A 14,429-nucleotide genomic window follows, 5' to 3' on the forward strand; every position below is an offset into this window, starting at 1 on the left:
ACGTCACGGCGTCGGCAACAGGGACGGCCTGACTGCGGGTTCTCCCGAATCAGAAAATGATTGCACGGGGCCTTCGGCGCGTCGGCGAACAGTACGAAATTCTTGTCAGCGTGACGACCACCGAGTCAAACAACCCCGGAATGGGAGGCCATAGGCGTGCCTCACCGATTGTCGCGCGCCCGGCGATGGGCGATCCGATGTGGACGGCGACGGCAGGGCAGTCGCGGTGGCCCGCACCCGCTTCGCCCCGCCCGCCAAGTGGCACGACTACTTCGCGGTGGGCACCGCGACGCCACGCCCGAGCATCGAGTCGTGACGGGCGCGGGTCGTCAGGTGACCCGGTGCGCGTCGGCGGGCGTACCCCGGACATCCGACACGTCCCGGACCATGAACACCGGACTGTCAGCGGGTGGTGTGGTCGAGGAACGCCCGCCATTCGCCGGGGGTGAAGGCGAAGGCGGGGGAGTGGGGCAGTTTGCTGTCGCGCAGACCGACCTGGCCGTGGTCGAAGTTGACCTCGACGCAGCCGGTGCCGTTGTCATTGCTGGCGGTGGCCTTGAACCAGCCGTCGGCTTCGAACGCCGTGGCCGCGGCCCGCGGGTCATACGTCCGCATGGGTGGATCCCTTCGCTTTGCGCTGGTGCTCGCCGAGTACCCGGCGGATGAACCGCCGCGAGTCGTATTCTCCCAGTGCCGCGCTGCGTACCAACTCCCACCGTCGCTGAAACTGGCGCATCGCGTCCTCGTCATCGATGGTGGCCGAGCCGACCGCGTACTCCACGCTGACGAAGTCGCCCATGGTCGCGCTGTTGAACTGCATCAAGGTGAATCCGTAGGTCGTCGCCGGGAAGCGGGCGTCGAACGGCAGCACCAGCAGCGTGAGGTAAGTGTGTTCGGACAAGGCGAGCAGGTGGGCGAGCTGAGTGGCCATCATCGCCGGGTCGCCCATGTTCCGGCGCAGGCACGCCTCGCTGAGCAGGAACGTGCAGTCCGGCGGCGACTCCTGGGTGAAGATCGCCCGCTGGCGGCCGAGTCGGGCGCGCACCGAGGACTCGATGTCGACCGCGTCGCCCAACTCGAACTGGCGGCGCATGTACGCCTCGGACTGGATCAGGCCGTCGTGCGCCTCCAGGTGCACCGCCTTGATCACCCGCGCGTCCCGCTCGACCTCCTGGTATTCGCTCCACCACGCCGGGCTGGCGCTGGTGTCCACCCAGACGCCGCGCTCGTCGAGCGGCGTGCGGGCGAACTGCCGCAACTCCTCGGCCTTGGTGCCGGTGAGGCCGTAGGCGTCGAGCAGCTTGTCGAGGTCGGCCATGGTGACTCGGGCGATCCGGGCTCCCTCGAACTTGGTGATCCACGCCTGGCTGCGCCCGACCAGCTTTCCCGCTTTCTCCTGGGTGAGCCCACAGGCTTCGCGCGCGTTGCGCAGGGCGAGGCCGAGGCGAACCCGGCGATGGGACGGAGGACCAGCGGCCACGGTGCGTGACCTCCTTCGCGGTGAACATTCAGCCATTCGAGGACTTGGCTCATGCTGAATAGTCGGACTAGTGTGGTCACACTAACAGTAGTCGTGCGAGCACGACGGGTAGGAGGCCACATGCTAGCCGGGGCAGACCAAGACGGCCCGCGAGGGGACGACCAGCGAGAGCCGCACCCCTTGGCGGCGCTCATTCCCGACCCGACCGGGAAACCGCCACTGTGCGACGAGCCGAGGTTCGCGGAGATCCTGGCGAGAATGGTCGCCGACGCGGCGCCGCGGATGTTCGCCGTCGTGCAGGAGTACGGAGACCGCTACGACGCCCGGATCGCGGCATGGGGGCTCGCCCATGCCGAGCACTCGGACGTGGTGGACTTCGGTGGCTCTGTCCACCTGGGACTGCACACACCGGAGTCCGCCCTGCGCATGTTCGGCGTCACCGGTCGACTGACGCCCCGGCTGGTGTGGGTGGACCCGGCCTTGGCGACCCCTGACGACCTGATGGAGGAGTCCGACGAACGCTGACCGGGCGCGGGCGGGTACCCGGGGTCGCGACCTATAGCGCGTGTCCGGTGGTGGCGTCGACGTGGTCGGGGACCGGGTCGTGCCGGTCGCCCACGGTGGAGGTGCCGGTCGGCTCGAACATCAGGATCGACGCGCCGTCCGCTGAGGACGGTCGGTGTTCGACGCCGCGCGGCACGACGAACACCGCGCCCCGGGGGAGAACCACCTCGCGGTCGCGCAGGGCGATGGTGAGTTCGCCGTCGAGGACGAGGAAGAACTCGTCGGTGTTCTCGTGGGTGTGCCAGACGTGCTCGCCCGCGACCTTGGCGATTCGGACGTCGTAGTCGTTGACCCGGGTGACGACCCGGGGACTCCACAGCGCGTCGAAGCTCGCCAGCGCGGTGTGCAGGTCGATCGGTTCGGTGCTCACACCTTCACTGTCCCAGCCCGACCCGCGGCACGCCAGGAACGACGAGCCGCTCCCGGGTGGCGACCAGGACGAAGTGGCCGACCACCGCGATCACCACGCCCACGGCGGCGATCAGCCAGCCGGGCGCGCCCGCGCGGAGCACGAGGATCACCATGAAGGCGTCGAACAGGGCGACCAGGGTGAAGCCGACGTGCCCGACGTAGGCGGCGGACAGTTCATGGCGGATCCGGCGCGCCTGGTCGGCGCGCCACACCATGACCAGGGCGAGCACCGCGAAGGCGGCGAACAGCACCCGCGCGCCGGTCCCGATCACCGTCCACTCGGCGGCGACCGCCAGGACCAGGAACACCGCCATGGTCACCAGCGACCACAGGTAGGTTCCGAACAGCGCGCGGCGGCTGATGGCGACGCAGCCCGCGACGAACGCGAGTCCGCCCGCCGCGGCATGGATCGCGATGAAGACGGTGTGCGGCATGGCGAGGGCCTCCTGGTGTGCTGCCTAGAGCAGACACCGTGACCAGGCGGTGTGTCCAACAGCTTGTCCGGCGCGATTGACAACCGCTGGTTGTCGTTCACCATGGGCGGTGTGGACGTCGACACCGCGTTGCTGCGGGCATTCGTGCTGACCGCCGAGGAGCTGCACTTCGGCCGCGCGGCCGAGCGGCTGCACCTGAGCCAGCAGGCGCTGTCCAAGCGGATCGCCCGCCTGGAGGCGCTGCTGGGCGTCCGGCTGTTCGAGCGCACCAACCGCCGGGTCGTGTTGTCCGCGGCGGGAATCCGGCTGCTCCCGCCCGCGGGCGACGCACTGTCCCAAGTGGACGCCGCGCTCGCCGTCGTCGGGACGCTGGACGGCCCGCTGACCGTGGACGTGCTCAACGAGCACCTCCCGCCGCTGCGCATGGTGCACCAGGCGATCGACCGCGATCCCGCGTTGCGCCTGCGGGTGACGATGGGCAAGGGCGGCCGGGACGTGGTGGCCGATCTGCGCAACGGTGTGTTCGACCTGGCGTTCGGTCGCGCTGGTGCGATCCCGGCGCCGTGGCCCGCCGACGTGGCCCGGGCGATCCTGATGCTCGAACCGGTCGGGTTGCTCGTCTCGGCCGACGACCCGCTGGCGCGGCGGGACACGGTGACCCTGGCGGAGTTGCGGGGCGTGCCGCTGTGGTTCCCGGGGGTCGCGACGCCCGCCGAGTGGGTCGGCTACCTGGACGAACTGGGCGCGGAGTTCGGTGTGGACATCGACTATTCCGGCTCCACCATGGGATTCGAGCACTTCGTCAGCCGGATCGCGACCGGCGTGCACCGGGCGACGTTCCTCGGCACGGCGATGGCGCCGCCGCCCGACGATCGGGTCCGCACCCTGGGGATCGTCGGCCCGACCCCGGTGTTCCCCTGGTGGGCCATGTGGCGGCGCCGGGTGCCGCGCCACCAGGTGCACCGCCTGCTCGCCGCGATGACCGGCGACGGTGTGCCGACCCCAGCGGTGCCCGACCGCGACCGGATCTGGCTGCCCGCGCGGGATCGCGCCTACCTCGCCGAAGACACCTAGCCGATCGCGATCAGCACGCGGCCGCCCCTGCCGCCGGACTCCACGGCGACATGCGCGGCGGCGATGTCGTCCAGCGCGAACGGCCGCCCGACGGGAATGTGCAGGTGTCCGGTGTGGACGGCCTCGGTCAGGTCCCGCGCCGCGTGCCGCTTTCCCGCGCGCGGGAAGTCGTCGCTGCCGAGCAGGCGCAGGGTGACGTTGGAGAACAGCAGCGGCCAGAACGGCAGCGTCGGCGGCGCCGCGGTCGCGTACGCCGCGATCACCGCGCCCTGAGCGGCCACCGCGGCGTCCAGGTCGGCGTTGGCCGACAGGGCGACCTCGACGATCCGGTCCACCCCGGCCGGGGCGATCGCGCGGATCTCGCCCGCCGGGTCGGGTCCGTCGAGCGCCACCACGTGGTGCTTGGACTGAACTACGTCGGTCGAGCGCCGAACCGTGCCGATGACCACCGCGCCACCCCACTGGGCGAGTTGGGCCGCCACCGAGCCGACCGCGCCGAGGACACCGTGCACGAGCACCGTGGCGCCCGACACCGCTCCGTCGGCGAACACCGCGCGGTGGGCGGTGATGCCGGGAATCCCGAGCGCCGCGCCGATCTCGTCGCCGACGTCGTCGGGCAGGTCGATCGCCTGGTCCGCGGGCACCACGGTCGCCTCGGCCGCGGTGCCGAACGGCCGGTACGACTGCGCCCCGTACACCCACACCCGGCGCCCGATCCGGGTCGCGTCGCCGCCGGGGCCGACGGCGTCGAGCACGCCCGCGCCGTCGCTGTGCGGCACCACCAGCGGGTACGGCATGGCCGAGCCGAGCCAGCCCTGGCGCTTCTTCACATCGCCCGGGTTCACCCCGGACACCGTCAGCCGGACCCGCACCTCCCCAACGGCGGGCTCGGGCAGCGGCAGGTCGCCGACCCGCAGCGCCTCGGCGGCGGGACCCTGTCGCTCGTACCAGGCTGCGCGCACGTCGGTAGCTCCGTCCTCGAACTCGGTCGGGCCCAACCTACTGGGCAGCCGAGTAGGGTGCGGCCTCGACTGGGAGGTCGCATGGACAACATGAGCCGGGTGGAGCGCATCGTCGCCACGCTGCCCGAGGCGGTGCGCATCGATGTCGCCGAATGGGGGGACCACCCGACTTTCCGGGTGCGCGGCAAGAACTTCGTGTTCGCCGACGACCGGGCCGAGAACCTGACCGTGAAGCTGTCCAAGGACGAGGCCGAGGCGGTGGTCGCGACCGACCCGGCCGCCGCCCCCGCGGGCTACGGCCTCGGCCGACACGGCTGGGTCGCCCTGACCGTCCCCGCCGACGCCGACGACGAGCGCTGGACCCAGGTCGAGGAGTGGATCCGCACGTCCTACAGCCTCGTCGCGCCCAAGGCGCTGGCGCGTCGAGCGGAGTCGCCGACGACCTGACGGCAGGGCCATCTGCACCTGTCTCGATCGACTTCGTGGGCGTAACGTCCGGCCGGGGTCCGCACCGTCAGACGTTCCTCGTCGATCACAAGGACGTGCCATGAAGCGGCGAATTTGGGCGGCTGGTGCCGCGCTGATTCTGACTGGATCATTACTGACACTCGCGGGCGCGCCATCACAGGCGCAGCCCAAGGGCAGGTTCGGCTTCGACGCGAAGCCCGGCAGGCCGCAGCTCTCCGGCGCCGCCGACCACGGGCTGTTGTTCGGCACGGGCGGCGTCTTGGCCGCGCAGGACAGTCCGCGCGCTCAGGCGGTCGCCTCCGACGACGTGCAGGCCAACGGCGACAACAAGGCCAACCCGAGCGACCAGTTCGGCAGCGGGTCGGGTCTGCCCGCCAACGAGACCGCGATCGCGATCAACCCGACCAACCCGAACAACGTCATCGCGGGCGCCAACGACTACGAGCCCGGCGTCGACGGCAACATGGGACTCTACGTGTCCTTCGACGGCGGCCGCAGTTGGCCGATCAGCAGGCACGTCCGCCAGGTCACCACGCCGGACCGGTCGATGTACGGCACCGGCGATCCGGTGATCGCCTTCGACCGGGCGGGCGTCGCCTACGCCTCGTTCATCTCCTTCGGTCGCGCGAACTTCGACTCCTACATCGCGGTGAGCCGGTCCACCGACGGCGGCATCACCTGGACTCAGCCGGTCGACGGCGCGCCCGCGGCGGGCACGCTGATCACTCCCGGCGACGGCATCGTGGTGCACAACGGCGGGCCGGAAGACGCGCAGATCTTCCACGACAAGGAGTGGATGGTCGCCGGGCCGCGCCCGCCCGGCGTGCCGCTGGTCCCGGGCACCGACCAGGGCTACGTCAGCCCCGACCGGCTCTACGTCACGTGGACCCGGTTCGACAGCGGCCCGGACGGCACCGGCAATGTCGATTCCGCCATCTACGCCGCGTACTCCGATGACCAGGGCAGACACTGGTCGCCCGCGCGGGAGATCTCGGGACAGGCGCCGTTCTGTGATGTCCAGTTCGGCGACCAGGACGGCAACGCCTGCGACGAGGACCAGTTCTCGGTGCCCGTTGTCGACCACCGCAACGGCCACGTGCATGTCGCGTTCCAGAACTTCAACACCGCGAGCACCGAGAAGAGCCGTTACGTCGTGGTCCGCTCGGTCGACGGCGGCGCGACGTGGGGCAACCCGCAGTTCGTCACCGACGTGTTCGACGGGGCCGACAAGTACCCGATATGCGCGGGCAGGCAGACCCTCGACCTGATGTGCGCGCGCACCAACGCGGCCGGGAACATCGACATCGACCGCCGGACCGGCAGGCTCTACATCACCTTCGCGGACAACCGAAACGGCACCGCGGCCGACACGAACACCGACGTGTTCGTGACCTCATCGACCGACGCGGGCCGCAGCTGGAGCAGGCCACGCAACCTCACGGAGAGCTCCGTCGACGACCAGTGGTTCCCGTGGCTGTCGGTGGCGCCGGACGGCGTCGTCGCGGTGACCTACTTCGATCGGCGCTACAGCGGGCCCAAGCTGATCGACACCTCGCTGTCCGTGTCGACCGACAACGGCCGCAACTTCGGCACCCGTCGGGTATCCGAGCAGTCGTGGAACGCGGACCTGGCCTTCCGGCAGGGCGTGTTCATCGGTGACTACAACGGCCTGGCCACCGGCATCGGGATCGCCATCCCGTGCTGGACCGACGCCCGGTTCGCCGAGCCGAACGTGCCCGGCAACAACCCGCCCAACCAGCAATCCGACGTGCTGGTCGACCGGGAGACCATCCCGACCCGTCGGTGACCGCGGAGTCCCGCCAGGCCCGTCGCGCCCAAGGGTGCGACGGGCCTGGCTTGTGGGTGACCGCCATCGCGCATATAGTCTGCGCGCATACTAAAAACGCGGAGGCCGACCATGTGGACGTTCGAGCACACCGAGACGACCAGCGCCAGTCCGGCACAGTTGTGGGCCCGCTACGCCGAGCCCGCCACGTGGCCCGAGTGGGACCACGAGACCGCGACGGTGACCGTCGACGGCCCGATGGCGGTCGGCACCCGCGGCACGCTCAAGCCGGTCCGCGGTCCGGCGACGCCGTTCGTGTTCACCGAGGTCACCCCGGCGGTCGGGTTCACCGACGTGAGCAGGCTTCCGTTGGCGCGCTTGACGTTCAGCCACGTCATCGAACCCACCGAGGCGGGCAGCCGGTTCACCCACCGGGTCGCCATCAGCGGCTTGCTGGGGCCGGTGTTCGCCCGGGTGATCGGCCGGACCATCGCGGCGGGTCTGCCCACCGTGATGCGCGAACTGGCCCGACTCGCCGAGAACACCGCGGCACCGTGAAGCCAAAGGACAGTCCGGGATTCCTGCTGTGGCGGACAACGTTGCGCTGGCAGCGGGCGATCACCGCGGCGTTGCGCCCGCTGGAGTTGACCCACGTCCAGTTCGTGCTCCTCGCGGCGGTCTGGTGGCTGTCCGACCAGTCCGCCGCCCCGAGCCAGCGGCAGGTCGCCGACCACGCCGGGACGGACGTGATGATGACCAGCCAGGTTCTGCGCGCGCTGGAGCGGCGCGGCCTGGTGGCCCGGGCCCAGGACGGTGCGGACGCCCGCGTCCGGCGGCTCACCGTCACCGACTCCGGCCGCAAGCTCGCCGAGCGGGCCGTCGCCGTCGTCGAGGCCGCCGACGCCGACTTCTTCGGCCGGGTGCCCGATCCCGCGCGGCTGCTCGACATCCTGCGCCTGCTCGCCGACGACCCGGCAGGCGCCTGAGCCCTACCGGTGATCGAGGATCACCTTCGGGGGCAGCTCCCCGGTGACGAGGCGGTGCGCGATCTCACTGAGCCGGGTGCTGGTGGCACGGCCGTAGGAGCGCAGCCGCTGGAACGCCTGGTTCATGTCGATGTCGCCCGCGTGGGCGAGCACGCCCTTGGCCTGTTCGATGGTGATCCGGTTGTTCAGCGCGGTCTGGAGTTGCTCGGTGAGCACCTCGCCGCGCCGGATCGCGCGTTCCTGCAGGATGCCGATGGTGGCCGTGTCGGCGAGCGCGCGCGCCACCCGCAGGTCCTGGTCGTCCATCGGGCCTGCCTGGGTGCCGAACAGGTTCAGCGCGCCGATGGTGCTGCCGCGCAGCCGCAGCGGCACCGCGTGTACCGACCGGAACCCCTCGGCCGCGGCGTGCGCGGCGAACCGCGGCCACCGGTCCGTCGCCGCCGCCAGGTCGGCCACCACCACCGGCTCCCCGGTGCGGAAGCAGTCCAGGCAGGGGCCCTCGTCGGCTTCGAGCTGGAACAGCTCCAGCCGCCGGGTCTGCTCGCTGGTGGAGGCCACCGGCAGCAGGCCGCCGCGCTGGTCGGACAGCAGCAGCCCCGCGGCCGCGGCGTCGAGCAGGTCGACGCAGTTCTCCACGAGCTGGTGCAGGACGTCGACGACGTCGTAGTCGTCGACCAACGTGTCGGCCAGGTCCACGAAGGCGTGCAGCAGCCGTGTTTCCCTGGCAGTGCCGAAGTCCGTTGGATGACTCATCCGACGCTTTCCTCTCTTCTCCGACTTTCTTTCGCCTCGCGGCGGTCACAGGTCGAGTTCGGCAGGGCGGAGCCTGCGGCTGGTGATGGCGTGTGCGACGTCCTCGATGAGGGCACCGCTGGTGAAGGCGTGGCCGCGCAGCCGGTCCAGGGCCTGCTCGGCGGAGATGCCGAACTCCGCGATGAGCATCCCGGTGGCCTGGTGGACCTCCTCCCTGCGGTGCGGCATCGGCGCCAGCCACGCCTCCAGGGCCTCGCCGTCCGCGCCGTTGGACAGCACGCCCAGCAGGGCCACCGCCGCCAGGTCCACGACCTGCAGCGTGGTGGCCAGATCCTGCTCGGACAGCCAGCCGGGTCGGCCGCGGTAGAGGTCCATCGTGCCGATGCCGATCGCCCCGTGCTGGATGGGGAAGGCGAAGATCGCGCCGACCGGCTGGCCCGCGATCTCCGAGGCGAACGCGGGCCACGCGGCGGCCGCGTCCCGGGTCAGGTCGGGTACCAGCACCGGACGGCGGGTGGCGAACGCCTCGACGCAGGGGCCCTCGCCGAGGGTGAACTGCACCGACTCGATCCGGGCGATCACCTCGTCGCTGGCGTAGAGGGTCTCGCGGGCCCCGGTGGGACCGGTCACGGAGATCGAGGCGCCGTCCACCGGCAACACCTCCACACACGCGCGACACACCTGGGCCACGGCGGCCGCCCCGCCCGCCGGCTTGCGCACCGCGGCGATCACGGCCGCGCGCAGCCTGCGCACCGCCGCCGGGCCGTCCCGGGGATCACGCATTGTCCGGCGCCGCCTCCATCGCGTCGACGTGCCGCCGCACCACCTGGCGCGACCTTGCCGGGTCGCCTGTGGCGATCACTCACGCGTAGCGTACGCCGGCCTGATCCAGTCGGAGCGGTGACCGAAATGTGAAGACCTGGTTGCACCGCGTCCCGCCTATTTCGGATGGCGACGGCTGGTGGTACACAGGTGACAGCGCGGTTTTCCGGGTAAGCTGATCGGACGGGCCTGCGCGGTCCAGCAGCACGCTGTCCCTGACCCTGGCAGTCGAAACACGTGTGAATCCCACATGTGCGACTACGGCACAGGGAGTCCTCATGCGGAATCTCCGCATTCCCGTCCAGCGCGACCGAGATTGGGGCGGCGGTTCGGCCGTCGACCCCCAGCAGAACCTGGTCGGACAGGCTTCCGGCATCCTCGCCGACCGCCTGGTGATCACCGGCGATCGGGCACTCGACCTGCTCCGGCGGCTGAGCGTGCGCACCGACCGGGAGTTGGCCGACCTGGCCAGGCAACTCGTCGCCGAACACGATCACCCCGAGACGACACCGCCCCGGCCGTGGCGCCTCAGCCCGGCGACGCGACCACGTGGCCGCGACCCCTCGGTGCTTTCGTCGTCGCCCGCCGCCCGGCTGCGGGTCCGGCTGGACACCGGGGTGGCATGCGTGGTCGAGCTGTCCGGCGAAATCGACGCCGCGACCGCTCCCGACCTGGTGACCCGGCTGCTCCGGCTGCCGCCCCGCGACGTGATCGTCGACCTGTCCGGGGTGAGCTTCCTCGGTGTCGCGGGGCTGACGATGCTGCTGCGGCTGCGCGGCCACCTGATCGCGGGCGGCGGCACCTTGCGGCTGGCCGCCCCCACGCACCAGGTGCGCAGGCTGATCACCCTCGCCGCGCTGCACGACCTGCTGCCGTGCTGGCCCACCGTCGCGCAGGCCGTGCCGGAAACCCTGGAACCGGAAGAGAAACGGTGCGCGCCATGACCGCGGCGGAGATGTCCCCGACTGGGCTGGCAGGCGAGCGGCTCGGCAGCGAGTTCGCCGAACTGTCCCGTGTGGTCAAACGCGCGGGCCTGCTGCGGCGACGGTACGGCTACTACGCGGTGCGGATCGGGGTCAACCTCGCGCTGCTCGGCGCGACCGCGGTCGCGTTCGTCGTCCTCGGCGACACGTGGTGGCAGTTGTTCACCGCGCTGGTCGTCGCGTTGGTGCTCACCCAGTTCGCGTTCATCGGCCACGACGCCGGACACCGGCAGATCTTCGTCGGCAGGCGGGCCAACGACCTGGTCGGGTACACGCACAGCGCGATCACCGGGATCAGCTACCAGTGGTGGGTCGGCAAGCACAACCGGCACCACGCCAACCCCAACCAGGAGGACGAAGACCCCGACATCGACATCCCGGCGATCGCGTTCAGCCGCGACCAGGCGCGCGCGAAACGCGGCCTGGTCCGGTGGGTGGCGCTGCATCAGGCGCCGCTGTTCTTCCCGCTGCTGCTGACCGAGGCGGTGATGCTGCGCATCTCCAGCGTCGAGGCGGTGCTGCGGCGCGAGATCAAGTTCGTCCGGCTGGAGGCCGTGCTGATCGTCGGCCACCTCGTGGTCTACCTGGCCGCCGTGTTCCTGGTGCTGCCGCCGGGCAAGGCGGTGCTGTTCATCGTCGTGCACCAGGGCGTGATGGGGGTGTACCTGGGGTGTTCCTTCGCGCCCAACCACAAGGGGATGCCCATCCTGGCCAAGGACGTCAAGCTCGACTTCCTGCGCAAGCAGGTGCTGACCTCGCGCAACATCCAGGGCGGCCGGTGGGTCGACTTCCTCCTCGGTGGTCTGAACCACCAGATCGAACACCACCTGTTCCCGAGCATGCCCCGACCCAACCTGCGCCGCGCCCGGCCGGTCGTGCGGGAGTTCTGCGTCCGGCGCGGCGTTTCCTACAGCCAGTGCGGCCTGTTGCACTCCTATGCTCAGGTGCTGCGACACCTGTACGACGCGGGCGCCCCGCTGCGCCCGGCGACAGGTCAGGCCGCTGACAAGAAGAGCCGCGTCGATGCCTGAGCCCGGCGAACGCGCGGTGGTTCCGATGGGGAAGCGGCATGCGCTACTCGGTCCGCGGGGCCAGGGTATGCCGTGGCGGAAGGTGACACGGCTGCTGCAGCCGCTTCCCCGTCGTGCGGAGAGACCAGGAGGCGGTATGGGCGAGCCATCGGTGGGGCAGGCGCACCTGTGGCCCGGCGGGTTGCCGTGCGTGCGGGTCCGCCGGATCGGTCGGGCGCTGGACTTCTACCTCGCCATCGGGTTCGACGTGCAGATCACCGCCGACGGGTGGGTGCTGCTGCGGGCGGACGCGGTGCGGCTCGTCCTCGCGCACGCCCCGAACGGCGCGCCGCCCGTGCCGGTACTGCGGTTGTGGACCGCGGACCTCGCCGGGCTGTGCGAGCGGCTGCGGGCGCTGTCGGTGCCGGTCGGTCCGCTCACGTACTCGGCGCAGTCTCCTGGCGGCCGGGTCGTGGTGTCCGATCCCGACGGCAACACGGTGCTGATCCGCGCGCTTGACCACGCGAACGGGCGGGCGTCGAGCCCGGTGCCGGTCAGGCGGGCGAGCCTGGCGGGGCGAGGATGACGGCCGAGGCCGCCCGCCGCGCCGCTGTCTGGAACGAGGTCGACGCGCGGACACCGGACGAACTGCTGGTCGCGGTGGCCTTGGGCGACCGCGTCGCCTTCGCCGCGCTCTACGAGCGGCTGGCTCCCGCGGTCCTCGGGATGGCCAGAGCCGTGGTGCGGGATCACGCGCAGGCCCAGGAGGTGTCCCAGGAGGTGTTCATCGACCTGTGGCGCACCGCCGCGCGGTATCGCCCGGACCGGGGCAGCGCACTCACCTGGGTGATGACCATGGCGCACCACCGCGCGGTCGATCGGGTCCGGTCCGCCCAGACCCGGGTCGAGCGCGAGCGCGCCGTGGTGTTCGAGCCGAGTCGGGCGCGCCCGTACGACCAGGTGGCCGAGACGGTGATCGAGAACTGGGAGCGCCTGCGGGTCCGCGACTGCCTGCGGACCCTGACCGACCTGCAGCGTGAGTCGATCGAGCTGGCCTACTACCAGGCCCACACCTACCGCGAGGTCGCCGAGATTCTCGACGTGCCGCCCGGCACGGTGAAGACGCGGATGCGGGCCGGGCTGCTCCGCCTCCGCGGCTGCCTTGAGGTCACCCCTTGAGAGCGAGCGAGGCAAGCAGGTCCCGGCCGCGCTCGGCCGTGCCCGGCGCGCACAGCACGTCGTAGCGGCGGGCGACGAGTTGGCTGTGTGAGACGAAGTCGCGCTGTCCCTTGGTCGCGCCGTAGCGGACCGCGGCCGAGGCCACGCCGAACGCCACGCCCGCGACCAGGCCGATGAGGATCGGCAGCAGGCCGGCGCCCGCGGTGAACAGGCTCAGCAGCACGCCGACGAACAGGCCGAGCGAGGCACCGGACATCGCGCCCGCGCCCAGCACGCGCCCCCAGGTCAACCGCGCGTCGACCCGTTCGACGACCATCGGGTCGATGCCGACGATCGTGATGCCGCGCACCGGGAAGTCACTGTCGGCGAGGTGGTCGACGGCCCGCTGGGCCTCCTGGTAGGTGTCGTAGGAGCCGATCGGCCAGCCTTGCGGCAGCGTGGGCAGGGTCGGGGTCGGAACGTTCGTGAACGCGGTCGTCATTCGTCTCTCACACTTCTGGGCGGACGATGCCGCTCCACCCCTTCCAACGCGGCCGGACCCGGAAAATGCCGCTCACCGCAAACTCACAGTCGATTCTCAGCGGGGCAGGCCGTCGACCACCGTTGATACTCCACTTTGGACAGACGATGGCCGGAACGGCACTCCCCGGCTCGGCCTGCCGCGGGCGACCGGTACATTGGGTGCGGCGAAACGGACACGACCACGGGACTTCGACGGGGGCCGGAATGGTTCGGGTGGTTCCTGACCTGGCGAGCGCGCAGCGCGGACCCGCGGCCCGCCATCGCAAGCGGGGCAAGTTCGACCCCGTCCTGCTCGGCTTACGCGTGGGCTCGCTGCTCGCCGGTCTGGGCATCGTCGGCGTCGTGTCGCTGCTTGCCGATGGCGACCGAGCCCCGCAGGTGCTGCCCTCGAACAATCCCGCCTCGTCCGCGCCGACGAGCACTACCTCCGTGGCGCCCACCAGGACGATCGCCACCACCGTGGCAACGGCCACGATCTCGGCCGCCGCGCCGGTCCCGCCGCCGGTCAAGCCGCCGCCCGCGCAGCCCGATCCGCCCGTTGTCACGACCAAGCCGCCCGCCGCGCCGCCGGATCCCGGATTCGGTGTCGTCGTCGCCGGTCAGCCGTGTCCGACCGCGGGCGCTTACGCTATCGGCGCGGGCTTTCAGCCGATGGTCTGCCGCACGGGCGCACCCGCGAACCGACTGAGCTGGCAGTCGATTTTCTAGCGCTGCACGAGTCCTTTGTGGACACCGGAGGGGCCGGCGCACACGCAGCCGCGGCCGTACTTCCCGGCAATGGTCGCGGTGCAGAAGCGGGCCGCGATCCGGTCGTGTGCGGCCCAGGGGTGGGGACACACGGCGCACGCGCCGGTCATGTCGTCCTCGGTGTCCTGGACGGTGTCGCTCGGGTTCAGTTCCGTGGTGGCCATAGTCGTGGGTTCCTGTCCGTCTGGAGCAGCGGATTCGCCCACGGCGCGAACGAGAATCGTGGCCAACGGGGTCTGAATCGCTCC

The 14,429-nt window shown here is 71.1% G+C and carries 20 protein-coding genes; 11 read left to right on the forward strand and 9 right to left on the reverse strand.

Going from position 1 to position 14,429, the window contains the following annotated elements; translation table 11 throughout:
* Positions 1-402: 402 nt before the first annotated feature.
* Both ACT4N7_RS01550 and ACT4N7_RS01555 read right to left on the reverse strand, forming a co-directional pair.
* Positions 403-615 carry a DUF397 domain-containing protein gene (locus ACT4N7_RS01550; RefSeq protein WP_444826722.1) on the reverse strand — a complete coding sequence of 71 codons (213 nt, stop codon included), beginning with the start codon at positions 613-615 and terminating at the stop codon, positions 403-405.
* Complete coding sequence (locus tag ACT4N7_RS01555) at positions 602-1,480, reverse strand: helix-turn-helix domain-containing protein (protein ID WP_444826723.1); 879 nt, start codon at positions 1,478-1,480, stop codon at positions 602-604. The genes ACT4N7_RS01550 and ACT4N7_RS01555 overlap by 14 nt, the downstream gene beginning before the upstream one ends.
* Before the next feature lie 120 nt (positions 1,481-1,600).
* Here ACT4N7_RS01555 and ACT4N7_RS01560 point away from each other — a divergent pair, with 120 nt between their 5' ends.
* Positions 1,601-2,005, forward strand: coding sequence for a hypothetical protein (locus ACT4N7_RS01560; RefSeq protein WP_444826724.1), 405 nt, complete (start codon positions 1,601-1,603; stop codon positions 2,003-2,005).
* Positions 2,006-2,036: 31 nt separating this feature from the next.
* Here ACT4N7_RS01560 and ACT4N7_RS01565 read toward each other — a convergent pair whose 3' ends face one another.
* Entirely contained in the window at positions 2,037-2,414 is a 378-nt protein-coding gene (locus ACT4N7_RS01565; protein ID WP_444826725.1) for a cupin domain-containing protein, read from the reverse strand.
* Positions 2,415-2,418: 4 nt separating this feature from the next.
* Positions 2,419-2,889, reverse strand: coding sequence for a hypothetical protein (locus tag ACT4N7_RS01570; RefSeq protein ID WP_444826726.1), 471 nt, complete (start codon positions 2,887-2,889; stop codon positions 2,419-2,421).
* Positions 2,890-2,952: 63 nt separating this feature from the next.
* Here ACT4N7_RS01570 and ACT4N7_RS01575 point away from each other — a divergent pair, with 63 nt between their 5' ends.
* Complete coding sequence (locus ACT4N7_RS01575) at positions 2,953-3,963, forward strand: LysR family transcriptional regulator (protein WP_444826727.1); 1,011 nt, start codon at positions 2,953-2,955, stop codon at positions 3,961-3,963.
* On the opposite strand, the gene ACT4N7_RS01580 is transcribed toward ACT4N7_RS01575, so the two are convergent.
* Positions 3,960-4,925, reverse strand: coding sequence for an NADPH:quinone reductase (locus tag ACT4N7_RS01580; protein WP_444826728.1), 966 nt, complete (start codon positions 4,923-4,925; stop codon positions 3,960-3,962). The genes ACT4N7_RS01575 and ACT4N7_RS01580 overlap by 4 nt on opposite strands.
* Positions 4,926-5,006: 81 nt before the next feature.
* On the opposite strand from ACT4N7_RS01580, the gene ACT4N7_RS01585 reads away from it, so the two are divergent.
* The 4 genes from ACT4N7_RS01585 to ACT4N7_RS01600 all read left to right on the forward strand — a co-directional run bounded on the left by ACT4N7_RS01585 (position 5,007) and on the right by ACT4N7_RS01600 (position 8,165).
* Entirely contained in the window at positions 5,007-5,372 is a 366-nt protein-coding gene (locus ACT4N7_RS01585; protein ID WP_444826729.1) for an MmcQ/YjbR family DNA-binding protein, read from the forward strand.
* A gap of 100 nt (positions 5,373-5,472) precedes the next feature.
* Positions 5,473-7,200 carry a sialidase family protein gene (locus ACT4N7_RS01590; RefSeq protein ID WP_444826730.1) on the forward strand — a complete coding sequence of 576 codons (1,728 nt, stop codon included), beginning with the start codon at positions 5,473-5,475 and terminating at the stop codon, positions 7,198-7,200.
* A gap of 111 nt (positions 7,201-7,311) precedes the next feature.
* Positions 7,312-7,737 (forward strand): SRPBCC family protein, encoded by a 426-nt coding sequence (locus ACT4N7_RS01595; protein WP_444826731.1) that lies wholly within the window; start codon positions 7,312-7,314, stop codon positions 7,735-7,737.
* Complete coding sequence (locus ACT4N7_RS01600) at positions 7,734-8,165, forward strand: MarR family winged helix-turn-helix transcriptional regulator (protein ID WP_444826732.1); 432 nt, start codon at positions 7,734-7,736, stop codon at positions 8,163-8,165. Before ACT4N7_RS01595 ends, ACT4N7_RS01600 begins: the two co-directional genes overlap by 4 nt.
* Before the next feature lie 3 nt (positions 8,166-8,168).
* Here ACT4N7_RS01600 and ACT4N7_RS01605 read toward each other — a convergent pair whose 3' ends face one another.
* Positions 8,169-8,918, reverse strand: a complete 750-nt coding sequence (locus ACT4N7_RS01605) for a GAF domain-containing protein (RefSeq protein WP_444826733.1) — start codon at positions 8,916-8,918, stop codon at positions 8,169-8,171.
* Between the two features lie 45 nt (positions 8,919-8,963).
* Positions 8,964-9,701 carry a GAF and ANTAR domain-containing protein gene (locus tag ACT4N7_RS01610; RefSeq protein ID WP_444826734.1) on the reverse strand — a complete coding sequence of 246 codons (738 nt, stop codon included), beginning with the start codon at positions 9,699-9,701 and terminating at the stop codon, positions 8,964-8,966.
* A gap of 317 nt (positions 9,702-10,018) precedes the next feature.
* Here ACT4N7_RS01610 and ACT4N7_RS01615 point away from each other — a divergent pair, with 317 nt between their 5' ends.
* The 4 genes from ACT4N7_RS01615 (at position 10,019) to sigK (ending at position 12,912) form a co-directional block, all read left to right on the forward strand.
* Positions 10,019-10,684, forward strand: a complete 666-nt coding sequence (locus tag ACT4N7_RS01615; RefSeq protein ID WP_444826735.1) for an anti-sigma factor antagonist — start codon at positions 10,019-10,021, stop codon at positions 10,682-10,684.
* Positions 10,681-11,754, forward strand: coding sequence for a fatty acid desaturase family protein (locus tag ACT4N7_RS01620; RefSeq protein ID WP_444826736.1), 1,074 nt, complete (start codon positions 10,681-10,683; stop codon positions 11,752-11,754). Before ACT4N7_RS01615 ends, ACT4N7_RS01620 begins: the two co-directional genes overlap by 4 nt.
* A 136-nt stretch (positions 11,755-11,890) precedes the next feature.
* Positions 11,891-12,319, forward strand: a complete 429-nt coding sequence (locus ACT4N7_RS01625; protein WP_444826737.1) for a hypothetical protein — start codon at positions 11,891-11,893, stop codon at positions 12,317-12,319.
* Positions 12,316-12,912 carry an ECF RNA polymerase sigma factor SigK gene (gene sigK, locus ACT4N7_RS01630; protein WP_444826738.1) on the forward strand — a complete coding sequence of 199 codons (597 nt, stop codon included), beginning with the start codon at positions 12,316-12,318 and terminating at the stop codon, positions 12,910-12,912. The genes ACT4N7_RS01625 and sigK overlap by 4 nt, the downstream gene beginning before the upstream one ends.
* Here sigK and ACT4N7_RS01635 read toward each other — a convergent pair.
* Positions 12,902-13,393: a general stress protein gene (locus ACT4N7_RS01635; protein WP_444826739.1), complete on the reverse strand. Its 492-nt coding sequence runs from the start codon at positions 13,391-13,393 to the stop codon at positions 12,902-12,904. The two genes, sigK and ACT4N7_RS01635, sit on opposite strands and share 11 nt — an antisense overlap.
* Positions 13,394-13,647: 254 nt before the next feature.
* Here ACT4N7_RS01635 and ACT4N7_RS01640 point away from each other — a divergent pair, with 254 nt between their 5' ends.
* Entirely contained in the window at positions 13,648-14,142 is a 495-nt protein-coding gene (locus ACT4N7_RS01640) for a hypothetical protein (RefSeq protein ID WP_444826740.1), read from the forward strand.
* On the opposite strand, the gene ACT4N7_RS01645 is transcribed toward ACT4N7_RS01640, so the two are convergent.
* Positions 14,139-14,345: an RGCVC family protein gene (locus ACT4N7_RS01645; protein WP_444826741.1), complete on the reverse strand. Its 207-nt coding sequence runs from the start codon at positions 14,343-14,345 to the stop codon at positions 14,139-14,141. The genes ACT4N7_RS01640 and ACT4N7_RS01645 overlap by 4 nt on opposite strands.
* Between the last annotated feature and the right edge of the window lie 84 nt (positions 14,346-14,429).

Source organism: Actinokineospora sp. (assembly GCF_052390155.1).
Classification (GTDB): Bacteria; Actinomycetota; Actinomycetes; order Mycobacteriales; family Pseudonocardiaceae; genus Actinokineospora.

Excerpts from the sequence above, each read along its gene's own strand:
- ACT4N7_RS01625 (WP_444826737.1), top strand. The coding sequence starts at position 11,891 with ATGGGCGAGCCATCGGTGGGGCAGGCGCACCTGTGGCCCGGCGGGTTG.
- ACT4N7_RS01560 (WP_444826724.1), top strand. The coding sequence starts at position 1,601 with ATGCTAGCCGGGGCAGACCAAGACGGCCCGCGAGGGGACGACCAGCGA.
- ACT4N7_RS01615 (WP_444826735.1), top strand. The coding sequence starts at position 10,019 with ATGCGGAATCTCCGCATTCCCGTCCAGCGCGACCGAGATTGGGGCGGC.
- ACT4N7_RS01620 (WP_444826736.1), top strand. The coding sequence starts at position 10,681 with ATGACCGCGGCGGAGATGTCCCCGACTGGGCTGGCAGGCGAGCGGCTC.
- ACT4N7_RS01595 (WP_444826731.1), top strand. The coding sequence starts at position 7,312 with ATGTGGACGTTCGAGCACACCGAGACGACCAGCGCCAGTCCGGCACAG.
- ACT4N7_RS01590 (WP_444826730.1), top strand. The coding sequence starts at position 5,473 with ATGAAGCGGCGAATTTGGGCGGCTGGTGCCGCGCTGATTCTGACTGGA.
- ACT4N7_RS01550 (WP_444826722.1), bottom strand. The coding sequence starts at position 615 with ATGCGGACGTATGACCCGCGGGCCGCGGCCACGGCGTTCGAAGCCGAC.
- ACT4N7_RS01570 (WP_444826726.1), bottom strand. The coding sequence starts at position 2,889 with ATGCCGCACACCGTCTTCATCGCGATCCATGCCGCGGCGGGCGGACTC.
- sigK (WP_444826738.1), top strand. The coding sequence starts at position 12,316 with ATGACGGCCGAGGCCGCCCGCCGCGCCGCTGTCTGGAACGAGGTCGAC.
- ACT4N7_RS01605 (WP_444826733.1), bottom strand. The coding sequence starts at position 8,918 with ATGAGTCATCCAACGGACTTCGGCACTGCCAGGGAAACACGGCTGCTG.
- ACT4N7_RS01635 (WP_444826739.1), bottom strand. The coding sequence starts at position 13,393 with ATGACGACCGCGTTCACGAACGTTCCGACCCCGACCCTGCCCACGCTG.
- ACT4N7_RS01645 (WP_444826741.1), bottom strand. The coding sequence starts at position 14,345 with ATGGCCACCACGGAACTGAACCCGAGCGACACCGTCCAGGACACCGAG.
- ACT4N7_RS01610 (WP_444826734.1), bottom strand. The coding sequence starts at position 9,701 with ATGCGTGATCCCCGGGACGGCCCGGCGGCGGTGCGCAGGCTGCGCGCG.
- ACT4N7_RS01585 (WP_444826729.1), top strand. The coding sequence starts at position 5,007 with ATGGACAACATGAGCCGGGTGGAGCGCATCGTCGCCACGCTGCCCGAG.